This is a genomic window from Streptomyces yerevanensis (genome assembly GCF_000716805.1).
In the GTDB taxonomy this organism is placed as follows: domain Bacteria; phylum Actinomycetota; class Actinomycetes; order Streptomycetales; family Streptomycetaceae; genus Streptomyces; species Streptomyces flaveus.
This window is the reverse complement of sequence record NZ_JNWJ01000005.1, coordinates 206,741-227,052: the sequence shown is the minus strand read 5'-3', so window position 1 is coordinate 227,052 and position 20,312 is coordinate 206,741. Positions and strand designations below refer to the sequence as shown.

Below are 20,312 nucleotides of genomic sequence, written 5' to 3'. Positions count from 1 at the left end.
GTGGGTTAGTTGTCGGGTGCGGGTGTGTGGGTGGCTGGTCGCGCCGTTCCCCGCGCCCCTGGGTTCGTTGGGGTGCGGGGTCGTGGGCCGGTGCGTCAGCCCGTCACAGGGCGGGCATACGGCCCTTTGCTGGTACAGGGCGCGGGTTCTCCGAGACCGAAGCTACGCGACGGGCATACGACGCACCGGCCCACGCCCCCTCCCGCCGGAGGGAGGGCGCCGGTTGTTGGGGGTGCAGGCTTCCCCCGGGCGCCCGGGTAGACGCAGGTTTTCAGGGGCGCGGGGAACGGCGCGACCAGCCACAACGCACCCGCACTCGCCGATGAACAGAACCTACCCTCCCAGTAGGCGCCCCTGCTCAACCGCCGGAGGCGATGGCGTTGGTCGCGGTACCGGCCAAGCAGGCCTCGAAGGAGTCGCGGGTGGCCGCGAACCACGGCTCGGCCGAGCGCAGGGCCGCGGCCTCCCGTCGGTGCTCCTCGGTGAAGTCGACACCGAGGGCGCGGGCACGGGCGGTGATCAGCGTGAGGGTCCGTACGCGCTCGGGGTGCCCGGCTGCGTAGAGCAGGGCGAGGTCTCAGGCCGCCGAGTGCGCGAGCACGTCGATGTGGTCCAGGCCGAGGTGGCGGCGCAGGGCCTCGATATCGGGTACCTGTCGGTCGCAGCGGTACGTGGACGGGTCGGCGGGGACCGCGGAGTCACCCGTGCCCCGCAGGTCGAGCAGGACCAGTTGCCGATGTCTGGACAGCCCGCCGAGATCGCCCAGGTAGGCGGAGGCGCGCATCGGGCCGCCGGGCAGGCAGAGCAGCGGTTCGCCCTCGCCCATGACGTGATAGGCGAGTTCGGTTCCGTCATCGGCGGCGAAGGCGGGCATGGCGTCATCCTGAGCGGCGGGCGACGGTCGCAGCAAGCCGTTTACGGTGTCCCCTTCTATTAGGGAGCTACGCCAGCGGCGCCGTACGCCGCCACGGCCGCAGCTCCTCCAACTGCCCCGCCAGCTCCAGGAGTTCGGTCTCCGAGCCGGGCCGCCCCACCAGCTGTACGGCGCACGGGGCACCCGACGGCAGGGTCCCGAACGGCACCGCCATCGCCGGCCAGCCGGTCAGATTCCACGGCGGAGTCAGCGGCGAGTAGTTCGTGTTGGCCAGCAGATTGCGCAGCCAGCCGCGCTCGTGCCAGTCCGCGGCGGCGGGCCCTCGCCGGGCGAGAGCCGGAGTGAGCAGTACGTCGTGCTCCGCGAAGAACGGCTCCATCCGTCTGCGCAACTGCTCCCTGCGCGCACCCTCGCGCACCGAGGCCACGAAGCGGCGCCCCACAGCCGCGTGCACGCGCGTGCGTCGCGTGAGCTGCCGCGGGTCGAGGCCCGCCGCGTCCACTGCCGTCCCCGCTGTCCAGTGCGCGAGCGAGGTCGTGCCCAGCCACAGAGGGTACGGCGGGTCGGCACGCCGTACCCGATGACCCGCCTCGGCCAGCAGCTGAGCCGCCTCTCTGGCCGCGGTCGCGTAGGGGCGGCTGACCTTGACGCCGACCAGTGGGCTGCGTACGGAGACGGCGACCTTGCGCGTGACGGGCTCGGCCGCGCGTACGACCTCGGTGGCGGCCAGGACTGAGAACATCAGTCGGGCGTCCTCGACCGTGGTCGCCAGCGGACCGTTCTCCGACATGCCGAACCAGTCGCCGTGGCCGATGCCCGCCGGGACCGTGCCGAAGCCCGGCTTGAGGCCTATCAGCCCGCAGTTGGCGGCCGGTATCCGAAGTGAGCCCATGCCGTCGTTGCCCAGCGCGAGCGGCACCATCGCGGCGGCGACCGCGGCCGCGCTGCCGCCGGACGAGCCGCCCGCCGTGCGCGTGGTGTCCCAGGGGTTGCGGGCGGTGCCGTGCACGCCCTCCGTGGTGCCGAAGACGCAGAGTTCCGGCACGTTCGTCAGGCCCACGACGACCGCGCCCGCCGCACGCAGCCGGGCCACCGTGACATGGTCGTGGTCGGCCGGGGTTTCGTCAGTCGCGGCGGAACCGAGGCGGGTGGACTCGCCGCGTACGGCCAGGTTGTCCTTGACCGCCACCGGCACGCCCGCCAGGGGGAGTTCGGCAAGATCGGCGCGCGCCGCCACCTCGTCGGCCTCGGCGAGTGCCGCCGTCGCGCGCAGTTGACGGAAGGCGCCCACGCGGGCGTCGAGCAGCTCGATCCGCGCGAGATGCTCGGCCACCACCTCGCGGGGCGAGGCCCGCTTCTCGCGTACGGCTGCGGCGATCTCGGTGGCGGTCCGGCCGGCCCAGGTGGTCACGGAGGCTCCTTGTCGGTGGTCAGAAGTACGGGTGACGCGTGAACTTACTCACTGGTATGAGGAGCACTGTGCCCGGGGCGGGGCTTCACGTCGAGGGGTTGGAGGCCCTGGACCGCCCACGGCGTCGAGCAGTTGACCTGCGGCTGCTTCCGGAACTCGGTGCTGTCGGCAGGTGGAGGGGGCGTCATGGATGCTCACAGCTGCGGCACTTGGCGGCGGGCGGCGCCGGGGCTGCGGATTACGCCGTCGCGCGGGGCCATGCGTATGGTGCGGTTCGCGCTGTATCGCTCATAGGTCTTAAACGCGTGTGGTACGAATCACACGGCGGACGGCAAAATTTACCGGGTGCAATGATCGCCGCACCTGGTTCGTCCGTACCTTCTGGCGTCAGCGCCAGTCACGCCAGGAGGATGTATGCGCATATCACGAAACGTAGCGGGAACTGTCTTCGTGGTCGGCGGCATGACGATGACGATCGCCGCACTCGCCTACCCGGCGATGCTGGGACTCGAGAACGCGTCCACGAACACGGAGCGTGTCATCGCCAACACCCGCTACGGACCGATAACCGAGGCAGACCGCGACTTCGTGGTGAAGGTGCGCGCGGCAGGCTTGTGGGAGTACCCCCTGGGCGAGTTGGCCATGGAGCGAGGCACGACCGCGGCGATGAAGGAGGCGGGCAAGCATCTGGTCGTCGGGCACGGCAACCTCGACGTGATGTGCCGTCAGATCGCCCCGGAGCTGGGCATCACGCTACCCAACCAGGCGTCCCCGCAGCAGCAGCAGTTCGTGGCGTCCGTGGACGGGAGCAGCGGCAAGCAGTTCGACTCCACCGCGGTCAGCATCATGCGCGTCACGCACGGTCAGATCTTCCCGGTCATCGCCAAGATCCGCGCCTCCACCCAGAACAGTCTGATTCGTCAGCTCGCCGACCTGGCCAATGCCACGGTCCTCGACCACATGACGATTCTGGAGAAGACCGAGCTGGTGAACTTCGAGCAGAACAACTTCCAGCAGACCGCCCCGCCGAAGCTCCCCAAGGACGACACCACCCCGCCCCCGCCGCAGCCGGGAGCGCCGGTCCTGGTCCTCAAGCCGCGTCCGGACCTGAACATCAAGACGCCCGGCCCGCCGACCCCCGGGTCGTCGGTCAACTCGACGTCCAACCCGGCGTTGGGTGGGTGACGGCTGTCGGCCCGCCCTCGGCCCGTACGAGGGCGGCCGCACACCGGCGGCGCGGAGTTTCAGGCTCCGCGTTCCAGCTAGGCGTCCGCCCAGCCCAGCGGATGGTACTCGGGGTCGTCCGCCGGGGCGGGAGGTTCCCCGCCGGCCTCGTTGAAGGCGGTGAGTGCCTCGATGAGCTCCACCCGTTGCCCGGGGTCGAGCCGTTTGACGATCTCGGCGAGGTCGGCGCGGCGCCGGGCCATGACCTCCCGCACCGTGCGCCGGCCCTCGCCGGTCAACCGCAGCAGGGTCTCCCGGCGGTCGGCGGGGTTGGTCTGCCGGTCGGCGAGACCGGCCGCGATCAGCCGGTCCACCATGCGCATGGCCGTCGACGGCGCCACATGGAGCAGTTCGGCCAGGGTGACCAGCTTGGTGGCGCCCCGCGTCGACAGCACCACCAGCATCCGGAACTGAGGGAGTGTCACCCGCTCCTCGACCACGGACAGTGAGCGGGCGGACACCGCGACCAGCAACCGCGACGCGGTCAGCACCGCGCGGGTCACCGCGTCGACGTCGTCCCCACCCAGCACGGGTGCCTCAGGCTCGGGCATGGGTCCTTTCTATCGCGTCGATCCACTTGAGTGCTCAAATGAAGCGAACAGATTTTCCTCTCCTGTGACGCTCACTGTCTGAGCTGGGTCCGCAGCCACTCCTCCACCTCGCCCACGTGCGCGGCGGCAGCAGCCCGGGCCGCCTCCGGATCATGGGCGACCAGCGCGCGATGGATGGCCGCGTGCTCGCGGCGGGTGCGCGCGAAGGCGCCCTCCTCCTGATAGCCCCGCCAGACCCGGGCACGGAACGTACGCGAGGACAGACCTTCCAGGATCGCCGCCATCGTGTCGTTGCCCGCCGCCGCCACGATCGCGCGGTGGAACGCCAGGTCGTGGGAGAGGATCTCCTCCGGATCGTCCGTCGCGTGCATGGCCGCCAAGTGCTTCTCGACCTCGGCGAGTTCACCGGGAGTGATCCGCGCGGCGGCCAGCGCGGTCGCCGTCGACTCCAGGATCCGCCGCACCTCGAGCAGCTCCACGAGCTGGGGGCCGCGGGAGAGATCGGCGACCACACCGAAGGTCTCCAGCAGATCCCCGGCCTCCAGTTGTGTGACGTATATACCCGAACCGTGCCGGGCCTCCAGCACACCCAGGACGGTCAGCGCGCGGATCGCCTCACGCATCGAGCTGCGCGAGATGCCCAGCTGGACCGCCAGCTCACGTTCGGTCGGCAGTCGCGCACCCGGTTCAAGGCGTCCCTCGCCGATCATCGCCTTGATCTGCTCGATGGCGCGCTGCGTCACGGTGCCCTTCTGCGGTGCGGGCTCCGTCTGCGGTGCGGGCTCCGTCTGCCTGGGCAGGGCCTCGTCCACGCCACTCCTCCTGTCGCCGGGTGCGCCCGCAGTCTAATCAGCTCAGTGGTCTGACCACTACGCTCAAAACGGCGAGATTTTGATGCCTGAGGGTGTTGTCAGGGGGAAGTGGTCTGATAAATATGCGTGCACTTGCTTGATCTCGCTCGATGAGGAGCCGACGGATGAGCCGACAGACAGCCGGTATGAGACTGCGGAAGAGGCGGACCCCCCTGCGAGCGGCGGCCGCGGTGGCCTGCGCCGGCCTCGTGCTCGCGGCATGCGGCAGCACCGAGGACAGCGTCGCCTCCGGTGGCGAGGGCGGCGGCGAAGGCAAGGTCGGGGTGATCCTGCCCCTGCTGACCTCGCCGTTCTGGCAGTCGTACAACGACTACGTGCCGAAGATGGCGAAGTCCGAGGACGTGGACGCCCTCAAGACCGTCAACTCCAACAGCGACCCCTCGCAGCAGATCACCGACATCAACAACCAGCTCAACCAGGGCGTGAAGGGCCTCGTCGTGGCCCCCCTGGACAGCGCCGCGATCTCCGCCGGACTCGACCAGGCCGAGCGCAAGGGCGTGCCCGTGGTCGCCGTCGACGTGGCGCCCGAGAAGGGCAAGGTCGCGATGGTCGTACGCGCCAACAACGTCGCGTACGGCGAGAAGGCCTGCGAGTACCTCGGCAAGCAGATCCCCTCCGGCAAGGTCGTGCAGATCATGGGCGACCTCGCCTCGGTCAACGGCCGAGACCGCTCCGAGGCGTTCCGCTCCTGCGTCAAGAAGAACTACCCGAAGCTGAAGGTCCTGGAGATCCCCGCCAAGTGGGAGTCCGACGCCGCGGCCTCCAAGCTCGACACTCTGCTGAACGCCAACCCCGACATCAAGGGCATCTACATGCAGGCGGGCGGCGTCTACCTCGCGCCGACGCTGCAGACCCTCAAGTCCAAGGGGATGCTGAAGAAGGCCGGCGAGAAGGGCCACATCTCGATCGTCTCCAACGACGGCATCCCGCAGGAGTACGAAGCCATCCGCAAGGGCGAGATCGACGCCACCGTCTCGCAGCCCGCCGACCTGTACGCCAAGTACGGCATGTACTACATCAAGCAGGCGATGCAGGGGAAGACGTTCAAGCCGGGTCCGACCGACCACGACTCCACGATCGTCAAGCTGCCCAGCGGCATCCTCGAGGACCAGCTGCCCGCGCCGCTGGTCACCAAGGAGAACGTCGACGACCCCAAGCTGTGGGGGAACACGGTCGGATGAGCACACCACTCGTGGAGGCGCGGGGGATCACCAAGCGGTACGGTCCCACCGTCGCCCTCCAAGACGGTCAGCTCACCGTCCTCCCCGGCGAGTCCCACGCCCTCGTGGGCCGCAACGGCGCGGGCAAGTCCACGCTCGTCACGATCCTCACCGGACTCCAGGCCCCCGACGAGGGCACCGTCCGCTTCGACGGCGAGCCCGCGCCCGCGCTCGCCGACCGGGACGCCTGGCGGCGCAAGGTGGCCTGTGTCTACCAGAAGCCCACGGTGGTCCCGGAGCTGACGGTTGCCGAGAACCTCTTCATCAACCGGCAGCCCCTGGGGCGCGGCGGCTTCATCAGCTGGCGCCGGCTGAAGGACCAGGCGGCCGAGGTCCTTCAGACCTGGGACGTGCACGTCGACCCGGATGCGCGTACCGCCGATCTCAAGGTCGAGGACCGTCAAATGGTCGAGATCGCCCGGGCGTTGAGCTTCGGCGCCCGGTTCATCGTCCTCGACGAGCCCACCGCGCAGCTCGACAACCGGGAGATCGAGCGCCTCTTCACGCGTATGCGCGCGCTCCAGGAATCCGGCGTCACCTTCCTGTTCATCTCCCATCACCTTCAGGAGGTGTACGAGGTGTGCCAGACCGTCACGGTGCTGCGCGACGCGCGCTGGATCACCACGGCACCGGTCGCCGAACTGCCGCGCGGCGCGCTGGTGGAGGCGATGGCGGGGGAGGCGGTCGCCGAACAGCAGGCGGCTGCCGCGGACGCGGTGCTGGAACACGCGGACACGGTGCTGGAGGACAAGGGTGCCGACGCGCCGGTCGTGCTGGAGGCGAAGGGCCTGACCTCCGACACGTACGAGAACGTCGACCTGACCGTTCGCCGCGGCGAGGTCGTCGGCCTCGCCGGTTCCAGCGCCAGTGGGAAGATCACGCTCGCCGAGTCCTTCGCCGGACTGCACACCCCCACCTCGGGAACCGCACTCCTGGACGGCACGCCGCTGCCGTTCGGCGATGTCCAGGGAGCTCTGAAGGCCGGCGTCGGCTGTGTCCCGCGTGACCGGCACGGCCAGGGGCTCGTCTTCGGCATGTCCATCGGCGACAACGCCACCATGAGCATCCTGGACCGGCTCGGGAAGTACGGGTTCGTGGGCACCGCCCGCAAGCGTGGCTTCGCCACCGAACTGATCCACCGGCTGGACATCCACGCCGAGGGCCCCGACCAGCCCGTCTCCGACCTCTCCGGCGGCAATGCCCAGAAGGTCGTCATGGCCCGCGCCCTCGCCTCCGACCCACGGCTTCTCGTCCTCATCAACCCCACCGCGGGCGTCGACGTGAAGTCCAAGGAGTCCCTGCTCGCCCGCATGGACTCGGCCCGCGACGACGGGACCGCCGTCCTCGTCGTCTCCGACGAACTCGACGATCTGCGCCGCTGTGACCGCGTCCTCGTCCTCTTCCACGGCCGCGTCGTGGCCGAGCACCCTGCGGGCTGGCGCGACAACGAGCTCATCGCATCCATAGAAGGAGTGGACCATGGCTGACACGAAGGCCCCGTCGGCCTCGCCCGCCACCTCCAAACAGCCGGTGAAGAGCAGCGCCAACGCCAAGTCCGTATTCCTGCGAAGGGCCCGCGAACTCGCCCTCGTACCGGCGCTGTTGCTCCTGCTCGTACTCGGTGCGTTCGTCAACGACTCGTTCCTCACCGAGCGCAACCTGATCTCGATCCTCGGGGCCTCCGCGGCCCTCGCGATGGTCGTGCTCGCCGAGTCGCTGGTGCTCATCACCGGGAAGTTCGACCTGTCCCTTGAGTCGGTCGTCGGCATCGCGCCCGCCGTCGGCGCGCTGCTCGTGCTGCCCGCCGCGGCCTCCGGCTGGGGCACCGACCTCCCGGCAGGGCTGGCCCTGCTCGCGATCCTCGGCGTGGGCGCGGTCATCGGCGGCTTCAACGGCATCCTCGTGGTGAAGTTCAAGCTCAACGCGTTCATCGTGACGCTCGCGATGCTGATCGTCCTGCGCGGTCTGCTGGTCGGCGCGACCAAGGGCAAGACGCTGTTCGGCATGCCCGACGCCTTCTACACGCTGGCCACCACCACCTTCCTGACGGTGCCCATCTCGGTGTGGCTGGCGGCGGCCGCGTTCGGTGCCGCGGGCCTCATGCTCAGGTACCACCGCTGGGGGCGCGCCCTGTACGCGATCGGCGGCAACGCGGACGCGGCGCGCGCGGCCGGCATCCGGGTCGAGCGCGTGATGCTCGGTGTGTTCATCATCGCCGGGGCACTCGCCGCGGTCGGCGGGCTGATGCAGACCGGCTACGTCGGCGCGATCAACGCCAACCAGGGCCAGAACATGATCTTCACGGTGTTCGCCGCCGCGGTCATCGGCGGCATCAGCCTCGACGGCGGCAAGGGCACGATGTTCGGCGCCCTTACGGGCGTCCTCCTTCTTGGAGTTGTCCAGAACCTGCTCACGCTCGCCCAGGTCCCGTCCTTCTGGATCCAGGCCATTTACGGAGGAATCATCCTGGTAGCCCTCATGATCGCCCGTGTTACGACCGGCCGCGCCCAGGACTAGAAGCTCCCTGGCCGCCGCCGTTCCCGTACGACGCCGACGCACGACCTCTGTCCCGGACCGAAAGGCACTTCTGTGGCCTCACCTGCCGCCCCCCGTATCACCGCGGTCGACACCTTCGACATCCGTTTCCCGACCTCGCGCGAGCTCGACGGCTCCGACGCGATGAACCCGGACCCCGACTACTCGGCCGCGTACGTCGTGCTCCGCACGGATGCGGCCGACGGCCTGGAGGGGCACGGATTCACCTTCACCATCGGGCGGGGCAACGATGTCCAGGTCGCCGCGATCGACGCGCTGCGCGCGCATGTCCTCGGGCGGCCGGTGGACGAACTGTGCGCGGACCCGGGGGCGTTGGCCCGGGATCTGACCGGGGACAGCCAACTGCGCTGGCTCGGACCCGAGAAGGGCGTGATGCACATGGCGATCGGCGCCGTCGTGAACGCCGTCTGGGACCTCGCCGCCAAGCGTGCCCACAAGCCGCTGTGGCAGCTGCTTGCCGACGCCACCCCCGAGTTCCTCGTCTCCCAGGTCGACTTCCGCTACATCGCGGACGTGCTCACCCCCGAGGACGCCCTCCACCTGCTCAGACGCGGCAGAGAGGGGGCCGCGGAACGCACCGAACTGCTCAAGGAGCGAGGCTTCCCCGGCTACACCACCTCGCCCGGCTGGCTGGGCTACTCCGACGAGAAGCTCACCCGGCTCGCCCGCCAGGCCGTGGCCGACGGCTTCACCCAGATCAAGCTGAAGGTCGGCGCGGACCTCGCCGACGACGTACGCCGTTGCCGCGTGGCCCGCTCCGTCGTCGGCCCCGGCATCCGTATGGCCATCGACGCCAACCAGCGCTGGAACGTCGACGAGGCCATCGAGTGGACCAAGGCGCTCGCCGAGTTCGACCCGTACTGGATCGAGGAGCCCACCAGCCCGGACGACATCCTCGGCCATGCCAAGATCCGCGAGGCCGTCGCACCGGTCAAGGTCGCCACCGGCGAGCACGTCCAGAACCGGATCATCTTCAAGCAACTGCTCCAGGCCGGGGGCATCGACGTCCTGCAGATCGACGCGGCCCGCGTCGGCGGCGTCAACGAGAACCTCGCGATCCTGCTCCTCGCCGCCAAGTTCGGCGTGCCCGTCTGCCCGCACGCGGGCGGTGTCGGCCTGTGCGAACTCGTCCAGCACCTCTCGATGTTCGACTACGTGGCACTCTCCGGCACCACCGAGGACCGCGTCATCGAGTACGTCGACCATCTGCACGACCACTTCCTCGACCCGGTGGTGATCAGGGAAGGTCACTACATGGCACCCACCGCGCCGGGCTTCTCGGCCACCATGCGACCCGAGTCCCTCGCCGAGTTCACGTTCCCCGGCGGCACGTTCTGGGCCGCCGACCTCGCCCAGCAGGCACTCACCGATCAGAAGCTCACCGGCCGGAAGGGAGCAGCGGCATGACCGACACCCGGGACTTTGCGGGGCTCAAGGCGCTGGTGACGGGCGGCGCGTCCGGCATCGGCCGGGCCACCGCGGAACTTCTGACCGCCCGCGGCGCCCAGGTCGCCGTCCTCGACCTGGACCCGTCGAGCGTCGACAAGCCCCTGCTCGGATACCAGGCGGACGTCAGCGACGACACCTCCGTACGCCAGGCCGTCGCCGCCGCCGTCGCCGACCTCGGCGGACTCGACGTACTGGTCAACAACGCGGGCATCGGCGCCCAGGGCACCGTCGAGGACAACGACGACGCCCAGTGGCACCGGGTCCTGGACGTCAACGTCCTCGGCATGGTGCGTACGGCCCGCGCGGCCCTGCCCCACCTGCGCGAGTCCGCGCACGCGGCCATCGTGAACACCTGCTCCATCGCCGCCACCGCGGGCCTGCCGCAGCGCGCCCTGTACTCCGCGTCCAAGGGCGCCGTGCTGTCGCTGACCCTCGCCATGGCAGCCGACCACGTCCGCGAGGGCATCCGCGTCAACTGCGTGAACCCCGGCACCGCGGACACCCCGTGGGTCGGCCGCCTCCTGGACGCCGCGGCGGATCCCGCCGCCGAACGGGCCGCCCTGGAAGCCCGCCAGCCCACCGGCCGGCTCGTCTCCGCGCCCGAAGTCGCGGGCGCCATCGCCTACTTGGCGAGCCCGTTGTCCGGCGCGACCACCGGCACGGCACTCGCCGTGGACGGCGGCATGCAGGGGCTGCGACTGCGGCCCGCGGGGCAGTGATGCGCATGCCGATGCGGTCCCGGGGCCTGGGGCGATCCGGCGTCCAGGTCACCGAGCCGGCATTCGGCGCCGCGGGCATCGCGGGCCTGTTCACGCCGGTCAGCGACGAGCAGGCGTACGCCGCACTCGAGACCGCCTGGGACGCGGGGATCCGCTACTTCGACACGGCGCCGCACTACGGGCTCGGCCTCTCCGAGCGGCGCGTCGGCGCGATGCTGCGCGGGCGGTCCGGGTACACGGTGTCCACCAAGGTGGGCCGACGTCTGGAGCCGGTCGACGAGGTGACCGGCGACGACCTCGCCAACGGCTTCGCCGTGCCCGCCACCCACCGCCGCGTCTGGGACTTCAGCGCCGACGGCGTACGCCGGGGCCTGGAGGAGAGCCTGGAGCGGCTCGGCCTCGACCGCGTCGACATCGTCTACCTCCACGACCCGGACGACCACGCGGACGAAGCCTTCGGCCAGGCCTACCCCGCCCTGGAACGGCTGCGCTCCGAAGGCGTCGTCGGCGCGATCGGCGCCGGTATGAACCAGGCCGAGATGCTCACCCGCTTCGTCCGCGACACCGACGTCGACGTGGTGCTGTGCGCGGGCCGCTACACGCTCCTCGACCAGCGGGCCCTCACCGAACTGCTGCCGTCCGCCGCACAACGCGGCACGTCCGTCGTCATCGGCGGCGTCTTCAACTCCGGGCTCCTGGCGGACCCGAAGCCGGGAGCGACGTACAACTACGCTTCCGCGCCACAGGAGTTGCTGGACCAGGCCCTGGCGATCAAGGCGATCGCCGAACGCCACGGCACCACCCTGCGCGCCGCCGCCCTCGCCTTCCCGCTCGCCCACCCCGCCGTCGCGAGCGTTCTCGTCGGTACCCGCTCGGCGGACGAAGTCCGCGACACCGTACGGCAGTTCACGACAGACGTACCCGCGGAGTTCTGGCAGGAGCTGCGGGCGGCCAAGCTGCTGCCCGAGGAGGCGCCAGTCCCCGTACATGCCCCCGTCGCAGGAGAGGAGCCCACATGAGAATCGCCCTGCACACCAAGGTCCGCGCCGACCGCATCGCCGAGTACGAGGCCGCCCACCGCGAGGTGCCGGTCGAGCTCACGGACGCGATCCGCGCGGCCGGCGTCACCTCCTGGACGATCTGGCGCAGCGGCACCGATCTCTTCCACGTCCTGGAGTGCGAGGACTACGGGCGGCTCCTCGCCGAGCTGGAGAAGCTGCCGGTCAACATCGTCTGGCAGGCACGGATGGCGGAGCTCCTTGACGTGGTGCACGACTACTCGTCCGAGGGCGCGGAGGCGGGCCTGCCGGTCGTCTGGGAGCTGCCATGACGGAACGTACGATCGTCGATGCGCACCACCACGTATGGGACCTCTCCGTACGCGACCAGGACTGGATCACCGGCCCCGAACTCCAGCCCCTCCGACGGAACTTCACCGTCGCGGACCTCGAACCCGAGACACGGGCCGCCGGAGTCGGCCGCACCGTCCTCGTGCAGACGATCACCGTGCCCGAGGAGACCCCGGAGTTCCTGGCCCTCGCGGAGGAGACCGAGCTGATCGGGGGCGTCGTCGGCTGGACCGACCTGACCCGGCCGGACGTCACCGAAGAGCTGGCACGGCTGGCGGCATTCCCGGGCGGCGCGTACCTGCGAGGCATTCGCCACCAGGTCCAGGGCGAGCCCGACCCCGAGTGGCTGCTGCGTCCGGACGTACGCCGAGGACTCACCGCCGTCGCTACGGCGGGCCTCGTCCACGACCTGATCGTCCTGCCGCACCAGCTCCCCGCCTGTGTGAAGGCGGCCGAAAGCCACCCCGAACTCACCTTCGTACTCGACCACCTGGGCAAACCGCCCATCGCCTCCGGCGAGCTCGGACCCTGGGCCACACACGTCCGCGCGCTCGCCGCACAGCCCAACACCGTCTGCAAGCTGTCCGGCATGGTGACGGAGGCGGACCCGAAGAGCTGGACGGTGGGTGATCTGGCGCCCTACGCGGACACGGTGCTGGAAGCCTTCGGCCCGTCCCGGCTGATGTTCGGCTCGGACTGGCCGGTGTGCACACTGGCCGCGTCGTACGCCCAAGTCCTGGGCGCCGCCGAGGAGTTGACGGCCGGGCTGAGCGGCAGCGAGCGAGCCGAGGTCTTCTCGGGCACCGCGAGCCGCGTCTACGCCCTCTGAACGGAGACCTCAAGGCGTGTGGGCGGCAGGAACTCTCGTACGTACGTCCGCTGCCAGCAGGCGCCCGTCTCCCGCAGCTCGCGCCAGGTCGTGTAGCGGTAGCGGTAGAAGCTGGCGCGTACGTACCTGGGCGGCTCGTCGGCCGGGAACGGGGAGCGGCGCAGCAGCCGCAGGGTGTCCCGGTCGTTCTCCAGCAGCCGCTCCACCAGGGCGCCGAACCAGGAGCCGGCGTACGCGGGGGAGAGCCCCACGAACCACATCAGCCAGTCGAGCCGCAGATGGTACGGGGCGAACTGGCGCGGCCAGCGCCGTGGATCACCCGGCTTGCCCTTGAACTCGTACTCCCGCCAGTCGGAGTCCGCGCGCGGCACCTCGTCCAGCGTGCCCTCGAGAACCACCTCGTACCTCAGGCGGCTGACGCTGCCGAACGCCCCGTAGGTGTTCACCAGGTGGAGCGGGTCGAAGGAGCGGTTCATGACCTGGCGGCGCGAGACCAGATTGCGGGCCGGACGGTAACTCAGGGCGACCAGCCCGGCGGCGACGGCCAGGACCACGATCTCGTACCAGAGCGGAGTAGCCGACGGTCCCCGCGTCACTCCGTAGTCCACGGCCGACAGCGCGAGAACGATCGTGATCCAGTTCAGCCAGGCGAAGTTGCCCGACAGGACCAGCCACAGCTGGGTGACGATCATCAGGGACGCCGCGGCCGTCGCGATGGGCTGCGGGGCGAAGAGGAGGACGGGGACGACGAGCTGGGTGAAGTGGTTGGCTGCCACCTCCGCCCGGTGGAAGGACTTCGGGAGATGGTGGAAGAACCAGCTCAGCGGGCCCGGCATCGGCTGGGTCTCGTGGTGGTAGTCGAGGCAGGTCAGCTTCCGCCAGCAGGCGTCGCCGCGCATCTTGATCAGACCGGCCCCGAACTCGAGGCGGAAGAGGATCCAGCGCAGCAGGAAGAGCACCACGATCGGCGGGGCGACCTCGTCGTTGCCCAGGAAGACGGCGAGGAAGCCGGCCTCCAGGAGCAGGGACTCCCAGCCGAAGGAGTACCAGGTCTGGCCGACGTTCACGATCGACAGATACATCACCCAGGGGACGAGCCACAGCAGCATGCCGCCCCAGAGCGGCAGTTGACCGTCCAGGCCCGCGACGAGGGCGACCGAGACCGCGCAGCCGGTCCAGGCCCAGGCCGCGAAGAAACGGTCCGAGTAGTGGAGGTGGAACACGCTCGGTGCCCGCCGGAACGGCACCCGGGCGACGAAACGGGGCACGGGCAGCATGCCCCGCTCGCCGATCAGCGCGCGGAACTGCAGCGCCGCGCTCAGGAAGGCGAAGAGATACACGACGGCCAGCGCCCGCTGGAAGACCAGCCGGCTCATCCAGTACTCGGGGGCGGTGAACCACTCCATCTCGCCAGCTCCCTTCTCTCCCGTTGTGACGCTGCGTGACGCCTTCACTTATGGGGTGCCCAGGACCGGCCGCGGGCAACTCGATCCGCTCACATTTGGGCCGTGACAAGAAGTCGAAGATTTGGCCAATCCCTGGCAAGGTATGGCCCATGGTTGATCGGGGAGCGAGCGCCCTGTCACTCCCGGACGACTGGCCCGCCCACCCGGACCCGATCCTGGCGCTCAACCGTATGGGCAGCTTCGACTGGGACCTGGACACCGGGATCATGCAGATGGACCCCCAGGCCCACGAGATCTTCGACATGCCCACCGGCGAGTACGACGGCCGTATCGAGACCCTGTCCCCGCGGGTGCCCCCGGCCGAGGCCCACCGCCTGGACACCCATGTCTCCCAGGCCATCAAGGACGGCAGCGAGAACTACGGGGCGTACTTCCGCATCCGCCGCCGCGACGGCACTCTCCGCTGGACCCACACTCAGGGCTACATCCGGCGCGACGAGACGGGCCGACCGCGCCGCGTCATCGGCATCATCCGCGACGCCACCCAGGAGCTGATCGAGAGCGAGGCCCAGCGCGAGCAGGCGGCCCTCGACGAGTTCCGCCGCCGGCAGACGAACGTCGTGCAGATCGCCACCGCCGCGCTCGCGCACGCCCGCACCGTCCAGGACGTCATCGACGTCCTCACCGACACCCACGGGCTGACCCACCTCGGGGCGACGAGCCTGGTCATGGGCCTGGTGGAGGCCGGCCGGATACGCCTCGTCGCGGAAGGGCCCGTGGGCAGCTTCGTACCCGGCACCCGGGTCACGCGCATAGACGAGCAGTACCCGATGAGCGAGGTCGTCCGCACCCTCACCCCGCGCTTCATCGAGTCACCGGAGGACTTCGCCGAGTCGTACCCCCTGCTGTGGCCGCACATAACCGACCTCCACATCACCTCGGCCGCCTATCTGCCGCTGATCGCGCAGGCCCGCCCCATCGGCGCGCTCGGCCTGCTCTACCACGACAAACGGGGCTTCACGGCAGAGGACCGCAACGTCCTCGTCGCCCTGGGCAGCAGCATCGCGCAGAGCCTCCAGCGGGCCATGCTCTACGAGCAGGAGAAGGACCTCGCCCAGGGCCTTCAGCAGGCCATGCTGCCGCGCTCCATCCCCGCCGTCCCCGGCGCCGACATCGCCGTCCGCTACCGCTCGGCCTCGCTCGGCCGGGACATCGGCGGCGACTGGTACGACGTCATCCCGCTGCCCGGCGGCCGGGTCGGCGCCGTCATCGGTGACGTGCAGGGCCACGACACCCACGCGGCAGCCGTCATGGGCCAGCTGCGCATCGTGCTGCGCGCCTACGCCGCCGAGGGCCACACACCCGCCACCGTCATGGCCCGCGCCTCGGTGTTCCTCGACGAACTCGACACCGAGCGCTTCGCGACCTGCACCTACGCGGAGGCCGACCTGTCCACCGGAGTGGTCCAGATCGTGCGGGCCGGCCATATCGACCCACTGATACGCGACCCGGACGGCAGCTGCCACCGGCTGACCGTCGAAGGGGGACTGCCGCTCGGTCTGTCCGCCGAGTTCGGGCGGCTGCACTACCAGGTCGACACCTTCGAACTCGACCCGGGCCAGACCCTGCTGCTCTACACCGACGGACTCGTCGAACAGCCCGGAGTGGACCTCGACGAGGGGATGAAGACGCTCCAGGCACTCGTGCACACCGGCCCCGACGACGTACGCGACCTCGCCGACCGGCTCATCGACGTGGCCGAGGAACGCGGCGGCGACGACGACGTCGCGCTGCTCCTGCTGCGCCGCCTCGGCCATGATGTCGCGCAGCAGTCCGGCGGACGGCTCCAGCAGCACATCGGGCCGGGCGATCCGGAGGCGCTCGCGGGTGCCCGGCACATGATCCGCGCCGCGGTGGCGGCCTGGGGTGCCGAGGACCGCGCCGACGAGGTCGAGCTGGTCGCCGACGAGCTGATCACCAACGCCCTGATGCACACCGAGGGTTCCGCGGTCGTCACCCTGCGCGCCCTCACCGGCTCCGACCGCCGGCTGCGCGTCGAGGTCGAGGACGCCTCCAGCGCTCTGCCGCGCCGCCGGGAGGCGGGGGAGTCCGGGGTCTCGGGGCGCGGACTGCTGCTGGTGGACCGGCTCGCGGACGTGTGGGGTGTGGAGGCGCGCGGCGGCGGCAAGTGCGTGTGGTGCGAGTTCATCGTGCCGGAACGGAACTGACAACTGCCGCGCACGGCATCGTCTGCGCCGGACGGCGCTCTGGACGTATGCCGGGACTTTCCGAGGTCGAGGCGCTCAAGAGCTGTCCAAGTTCCTGAAGTGCCCTTGGGGCCAGGAGTGGCCCTAGGGATCAGGGGGCCTTGAGCTTCACCAGCGTCTCGTCGTCCGTGCGCACTTCGTACCGGACGATCTCGTCGGTGTGCATCGACGCGGAGGCCTGCATGGGACTGGGTGTGCCGCCGCCCGCCTGCCAGTTCATCAAGGTCTCCTCCGAACCGTCGCTGCCGATGGCGACGAACTGGCAGGGCTGGGGCTCGGAGATGCCCTTGACCATGAAATCCACGTCGCTGCCCCAGGCCCGGTCATGGCCGGTGACCTCGGCCCACACACCCGTACTGGGGTCGGTCGCGGCGACCCGTTGTCCGTCCGCGTCGGATCCGCCGGCGAGCACCGCGACCGCGGGCCCGCCCACCGCGATCACCACCGCGGCGGCGACGGCGAACAGCCAGCGTGTACGCCCTTTCCGGCGTGACTTGCCCACGTCCTCCAGCAGCCGGTCGAGGAGCGCCGGGCCGGGCCTGGTCATGGGATTGATCGTGCGCGGAGTCGCCTCGGCATATGCCCGCAGGGACCGTGTCGTGGGGGCGAGTTCGCGTATCTGCATTGCGCACTGAGGGCACTCCATGAGGTGGTCCTCGAAGCGGAATGCATCCGCGGCGTCCAACACGCCGAGCGCATAGGCGCCGACGTCGCGATGGCGTTCCAGGGACCTCATACCTCATCCTCGTGGCGATGGTGAGAGCTACTCGTGACGATGGTGAGAGCCAGGAGTAGCTGCTTGCCCACCGGTACGCAGGAGAACGCCGAATCACTCAAGCCCCGTCGGAAACCAACCAGGAGATTCGGAGCCGGAGCGCCTGCGGATTGGTCGCGAACCAAAAAAAGTCGCGGATCAGAAAACTTCGGAGAACGGAAAGGTCACGGAGGTCACGGATCAGAAAAGGTGGATCGCGAGATGCCCCAGCGGCAGTCCCAGCCGCCAGGCCGGCGTCCACACCTTCGGGCCGTCGTCCTCGCCGGGCACCGGACCGCCGCCCGGCACCGCGTCCAGGTCCGGTGCGAGGAGCTCGGTCTCCTCCAGCCAGCGCCAGGCCGCCGTCGCCAGCTCCAGGTCCGGTGCGGGACCGCCCGATCCGACCGCCTCGGCCGCCAGCCCCGCAAGCCGCTCACGCACCCAGTCCTGCCACGGCTGGTCGTACGCCGTCAGCGAAAGCCAGGTCTCCAGCTGCGAGACGACGCGGATGCCGGAAAGCTCACCGCTCGTGTCCGACAGGAAGATGGTCAGCGCCAGCGCATCGCGCCCGGCGCGGAACTCGAATGACGTCGGTGGCATCAGGTCCCCGGTACGCAACAGCTCATCGGCGATGTACTCGGCGTACAACCACGCCATGGGTACGACGAGTTCACCGCCGCCGGTGCCGTCCGTGCTCTCGTGGCCTCTGTGCAGCATCCCTTCCTGCCTTCCTCCGGTGCATGCGCGTCGCCCGACCCCGGGCCCCATTCCGGAACACGGATGAGGACAGCCGATTACTCAACAGAGGGTCTCGGCAAGGCGCTTTACGGAGGTTTGACTCGACCATTGGTTTCACCGCAGGTCGGCCGCGTATCCCGGAAGTACCCGGCGCAGGGCCCGCAGCGCGTAGTACGCGCGGGACTTCACCGTACCGGGCGGGATACCGAGCTCCGCGGCGGCTTCCGCCACACTCGCACCGCGGAAATACACCTGCACCAGAACTTCCCGGTGCTCGGGAGTGAGTGTCTTCACAGCCTCGCGCACATCGAGGGTGGCCGCTGACCTTTCCGCGTGATCGGCGCAGACCCGCGCACTCTCCAGTACGGCGTCCCCGACCTCGGCGGGCCGCGCCTGACGGGCCCTGCGCGCATCGATGGCGAGCCGCCGCCCGACGGTCAGCAGCCAGGGCCGTACGGAGTCGAAGTCGTCGGCCCGTAGCGCCTCGGGGTGCTGCCAGGCGCGTACCAGTGTTTCCTGCACCAGATCCTCGGCGCGCTGCCGGTCTCCGTCCGAGAGCCTCAGCAACAGGGCGAAGAGCGGTGCGCCGTGCTCCCGCTGCAACTCGGCCAGCTCGTGCTCGGCGGTCGTCCTGCTCGTGATGGTCGTGGCGGCCGTCATGGCCGTATGTCAGCGCAGGTCGCTCCGCCGGGACAGGCCGTGCGCGCGGATCGTCGGCGGACGGTCGAACCTGTCGACGAACGGTGCGATGAACGGTCGATCGGGGGTGGCCGGTGGCTGACGCCGGCAGTCTCCGACTGGCCGGAACGGCTCGTTCGCCAGGCCGGAGGGGCCGGAGGGGCCCGTCTGGGCTACCTGGCCGGTATGGCTCCTTGACTCCTGTGTCGCCTCTGGGTGGATTCGTAGCTATTAATACTCAAATACGACTAAACCGGAGCGGACTTGAAAACTTCACACAGGCGACCCACGACCCTGGCCCTGGCAGTCCTGCTCCTCATGGCGGCGGCCCCCGGCTGCCAGCAGACGCAGGAGCCGCCCACACGGACCGGAGATCCCGCACCGCACGCCCGAGACACCCGCTTCACGCTCGTCGCCTCCGGCGACGTCCTGCCGCACAGCTCGGTCATCCGCCAGGCGAACTCGGACGCGGGCGGCAGCGGATACGACTTCCGGCCCATGCTCGCGGGCGTCAAACCCGTCGTGACCCGGGCCGATCTGGCGATCTGCCATATGGAGACGGTGTACGGCGCGGACGGCGACTACTCCGGCTACCCCCTCTTCAAGTCCCCGCCCGAGGTGGCCGCGGGCCTCGCCGCCACCGGCTACGACGCCTGCTCGACCGCCTCGAACCACACCCTCGACGCCGGCGCCACAGGCATCCACCGGACCCTCGACGCACTCGACCGGGCGGGCGTACGGCACGCCGGATCCGCCCGCACCGCCGCCGAGGCGAGCACGCCCACCCTCCTGCGGGCGGGCCCCGCGAAGGTCGCCCACCTCGCGTACACGTACGGCACGAACGGCATCCCGCTCCCCGAGGACAGGCCCTGGTCGGTGAACCTGATCGACCGCGACAAGATCCTCGCGGACGCCCGCGCCGCCCGGAAGGCGGGCGCCGACGTCGTGGTCCTCTCCCTGCACTGGGGCACCGAATGGCAGGACGCGCCCGACGCGCAACAACTGCTGCTGAGCAGGCAGCTCACCGAAGCCCGCACGGACGGCCGCCCCGCCGTCGATCTGATCCTCGGCACCCACGCCCATGTCCCGCAGGCGTACGAGAAGGTCAACGGCACCTGGGTCATCTACGGCATGGGCGACCAGATCGCCGGAGCGATGGTCAACCACAGCGGCGCCCACGACCCCCGCGGCAACGAGAGCACCATCGGCCGCTTCACCTTCGCCCCGCCCGCCGGACCCGGCGGACGGTGGAAGGTCGAGAAGGCCGAGTTCGTACCGCAGTGGTTCGACACCGGCTCCCACCGCGTCGTGAACCTGAACGAGGCGCCGGCCCAGAGCGCGGTACGCGACCGGATCCGCCAGGTCGTCCTCAGCCGGGGCGCGGCCGAGGACGGACTCGTCATGGGGAAGTAGTC

18 protein-coding genes and 1 pseudogene are annotated in these 20,312 nt (G+C 70.0%); 11 read left to right on the top strand and 8 right to left on the bottom strand.

Annotated features, from left to right (window positions below; all coding sequences use genetic code 11):
- Positions 1-376: 376 nt before the first annotated feature.
- Both OP79_RS58445 and OP79_RS07090 read right to left on the bottom strand, forming a co-directional pair.
- A pseudogene (locus tag OP79_RS58445) lies at positions 377-874 on the bottom strand (alpha/beta fold hydrolase); the annotation flags it as partial.
- A gap of 67 nt (positions 875-941) precedes the next feature.
- Entirely contained in the window at positions 942-2,285 is a 1,344-nt protein-coding gene (locus tag OP79_RS07090; protein ID WP_033319109.1) for an amidase, read from the bottom strand.
- 414 nt (positions 2,286-2,699) lie between these two features.
- Here OP79_RS07090 and OP79_RS07085 point away from each other — a divergent pair, with 414 nt between their 5' ends.
- Entirely contained in the window at positions 2,700-3,470 is a 771-nt protein-coding gene (locus OP79_RS07085) for a DUF4142 domain-containing protein (RefSeq protein WP_033319108.1), read from the top strand.
- A 77-nt stretch (positions 3,471-3,547) separates the two neighbouring features.
- Here OP79_RS07085 and OP79_RS07080 read toward each other — a convergent pair whose 3' ends face one another.
- Both OP79_RS07080 and OP79_RS07075 read right to left on the bottom strand, forming a co-directional pair.
- Positions 3,548-4,060 carry a MarR family winged helix-turn-helix transcriptional regulator gene (locus tag OP79_RS07080; RefSeq protein ID WP_033319107.1) on the bottom strand — a complete coding sequence of 171 codons (513 nt, stop codon included), beginning with the start codon at positions 4,058-4,060 and terminating at the stop codon, positions 3,548-3,550.
- A 71-nt stretch (positions 4,061-4,131) separates the two neighbouring features.
- Positions 4,132-4,872 carry a FadR/GntR family transcriptional regulator gene (locus OP79_RS07075; protein WP_211270750.1) on the bottom strand — a complete coding sequence of 247 codons (741 nt, stop codon included), beginning with the start codon at positions 4,870-4,872 and terminating at the stop codon, positions 4,132-4,134.
- A gap of 164 nt (positions 4,873-5,036) precedes the next feature.
- Here OP79_RS07075 and OP79_RS07070 point away from each other — a divergent pair, with 164 nt between their 5' ends.
- The 8 genes from OP79_RS07070 to OP79_RS07035 all read left to right on the top strand — a co-directional run bounded on the left by OP79_RS07070 (position 5,037) and on the right by OP79_RS07035 (position 13,054).
- Positions 5,037-6,113: a sugar ABC transporter substrate-binding protein gene (locus OP79_RS07070; RefSeq protein ID WP_033319106.1), complete on the top strand. Its 1,077-nt coding sequence runs from the start codon at positions 5,037-5,039 to the stop codon at positions 6,111-6,113.
- Positions 6,110-7,639 (top strand): sugar ABC transporter ATP-binding protein, encoded by a 1,530-nt coding sequence (locus OP79_RS07065; protein ID WP_033319105.1) that lies wholly within the window; start codon positions 6,110-6,112, stop codon positions 7,637-7,639. Before OP79_RS07070 ends, OP79_RS07065 begins: the two co-directional genes overlap by 4 nt.
- Entirely contained in the window at positions 7,632-8,669 is a 1,038-nt protein-coding gene (locus OP79_RS07060) for an ABC transporter permease (RefSeq protein ID WP_033319104.1), read from the top strand. Before OP79_RS07065 ends, OP79_RS07060 begins: the two co-directional genes overlap by 8 nt.
- 72 nt (positions 8,670-8,741) lie before the next feature.
- The gene (locus OP79_RS07055; RefSeq protein WP_033319103.1) at positions 8,742-10,115 is read left to right on the top strand and encodes an L-fuconate dehydratase; all 1,374 of its coding nucleotides are present in this window, start codon (positions 8,742-8,744) and stop codon (positions 10,113-10,115) included.
- Positions 10,112-10,876 (top strand): SDR family NAD(P)-dependent oxidoreductase, encoded by a 765-nt coding sequence (locus tag OP79_RS07050; RefSeq protein WP_033319102.1) that lies wholly within the window; start codon positions 10,112-10,114, stop codon positions 10,874-10,876. The genes OP79_RS07055 and OP79_RS07050 overlap by 4 nt, the downstream gene beginning before the upstream one ends.
- Before the next feature lie 5 nt (positions 10,877-10,881).
- The gene (locus OP79_RS07045; RefSeq protein ID WP_033319101.1) at positions 10,882-11,895 is read left to right on the top strand and encodes an aldo/keto reductase; all 1,014 of its coding nucleotides are present in this window, start codon (positions 10,882-10,884) and stop codon (positions 11,893-11,895) included.
- Positions 11,892-12,206 (top strand): L-rhamnose mutarotase, encoded by a 315-nt coding sequence (locus OP79_RS07040; RefSeq protein WP_033319100.1) that lies wholly within the window; start codon positions 11,892-11,894, stop codon positions 12,204-12,206. The genes OP79_RS07045 and OP79_RS07040 overlap by 4 nt, the downstream gene beginning before the upstream one ends.
- A complete protein-coding gene (locus OP79_RS07035) occupies positions 12,203-13,054 on the top strand; it encodes an amidohydrolase family protein (RefSeq protein ID WP_033319099.1) in 852 nt (283 codons plus the stop codon). The genes OP79_RS07040 and OP79_RS07035 overlap by 4 nt, the downstream gene beginning before the upstream one ends.
- On the opposite strand, the gene OP79_RS07030 is transcribed toward OP79_RS07035, so the two are convergent.
- Positions 13,042-14,460: a lipase maturation factor family protein gene (locus tag OP79_RS07030; protein ID WP_033319098.1), complete on the bottom strand. Its 1,419-nt coding sequence runs from the start codon at positions 14,458-14,460 to the stop codon at positions 13,042-13,044. The genes OP79_RS07035 and OP79_RS07030 overlap by 13 nt on opposite strands.
- Positions 14,461-14,609: 149 nt before the next feature.
- On the opposite strand from OP79_RS07030, the gene OP79_RS07025 reads away from it, so the two are divergent.
- A complete protein-coding gene (locus tag OP79_RS07025) occupies positions 14,610-16,688 on the top strand; it encodes a SpoIIE family protein phosphatase (RefSeq protein WP_033319097.1) in 2,079 nt (692 codons plus the stop codon).
- A gap of 130 nt (positions 16,689-16,818) precedes the next feature.
- On the opposite strand, the gene OP79_RS07020 is transcribed toward OP79_RS07025, so the two are convergent.
- The 3 genes from OP79_RS07020 to OP79_RS07010 form a co-directional block, all read right to left on the bottom strand.
- Positions 16,819-17,463 (bottom strand): zf-HC2 domain-containing protein, encoded by a 645-nt coding sequence (locus tag OP79_RS07020; RefSeq protein WP_033319096.1) that lies wholly within the window; start codon positions 17,461-17,463, stop codon positions 16,819-16,821.
- A 219-nt stretch (positions 17,464-17,682) separates the two neighbouring features.
- Positions 17,683-18,198, bottom strand: coding sequence for a hypothetical protein (locus OP79_RS07015; protein WP_033319095.1), 516 nt, complete (start codon positions 18,196-18,198; stop codon positions 17,683-17,685).
- A 135-nt stretch (positions 18,199-18,333) separates the two neighbouring features.
- Complete coding sequence (locus tag OP79_RS07010; RefSeq protein ID WP_033319094.1) at positions 18,334-18,879, bottom strand: sigma-70 family RNA polymerase sigma factor; 546 nt, start codon at positions 18,877-18,879, stop codon at positions 18,334-18,336.
- Between the two features lie 336 nt (positions 18,880-19,215).
- On the opposite strand from OP79_RS07010, the gene OP79_RS07005 reads away from it, so the two are divergent.
- Positions 19,216-20,310, top strand: coding sequence for a CapA family protein (locus tag OP79_RS07005; protein ID WP_051744457.1), 1,095 nt, complete (start codon positions 19,216-19,218; stop codon positions 20,308-20,310).
- The last annotated feature ends 2 nt before the right edge of the window (positions 20,311-20,312 follow it).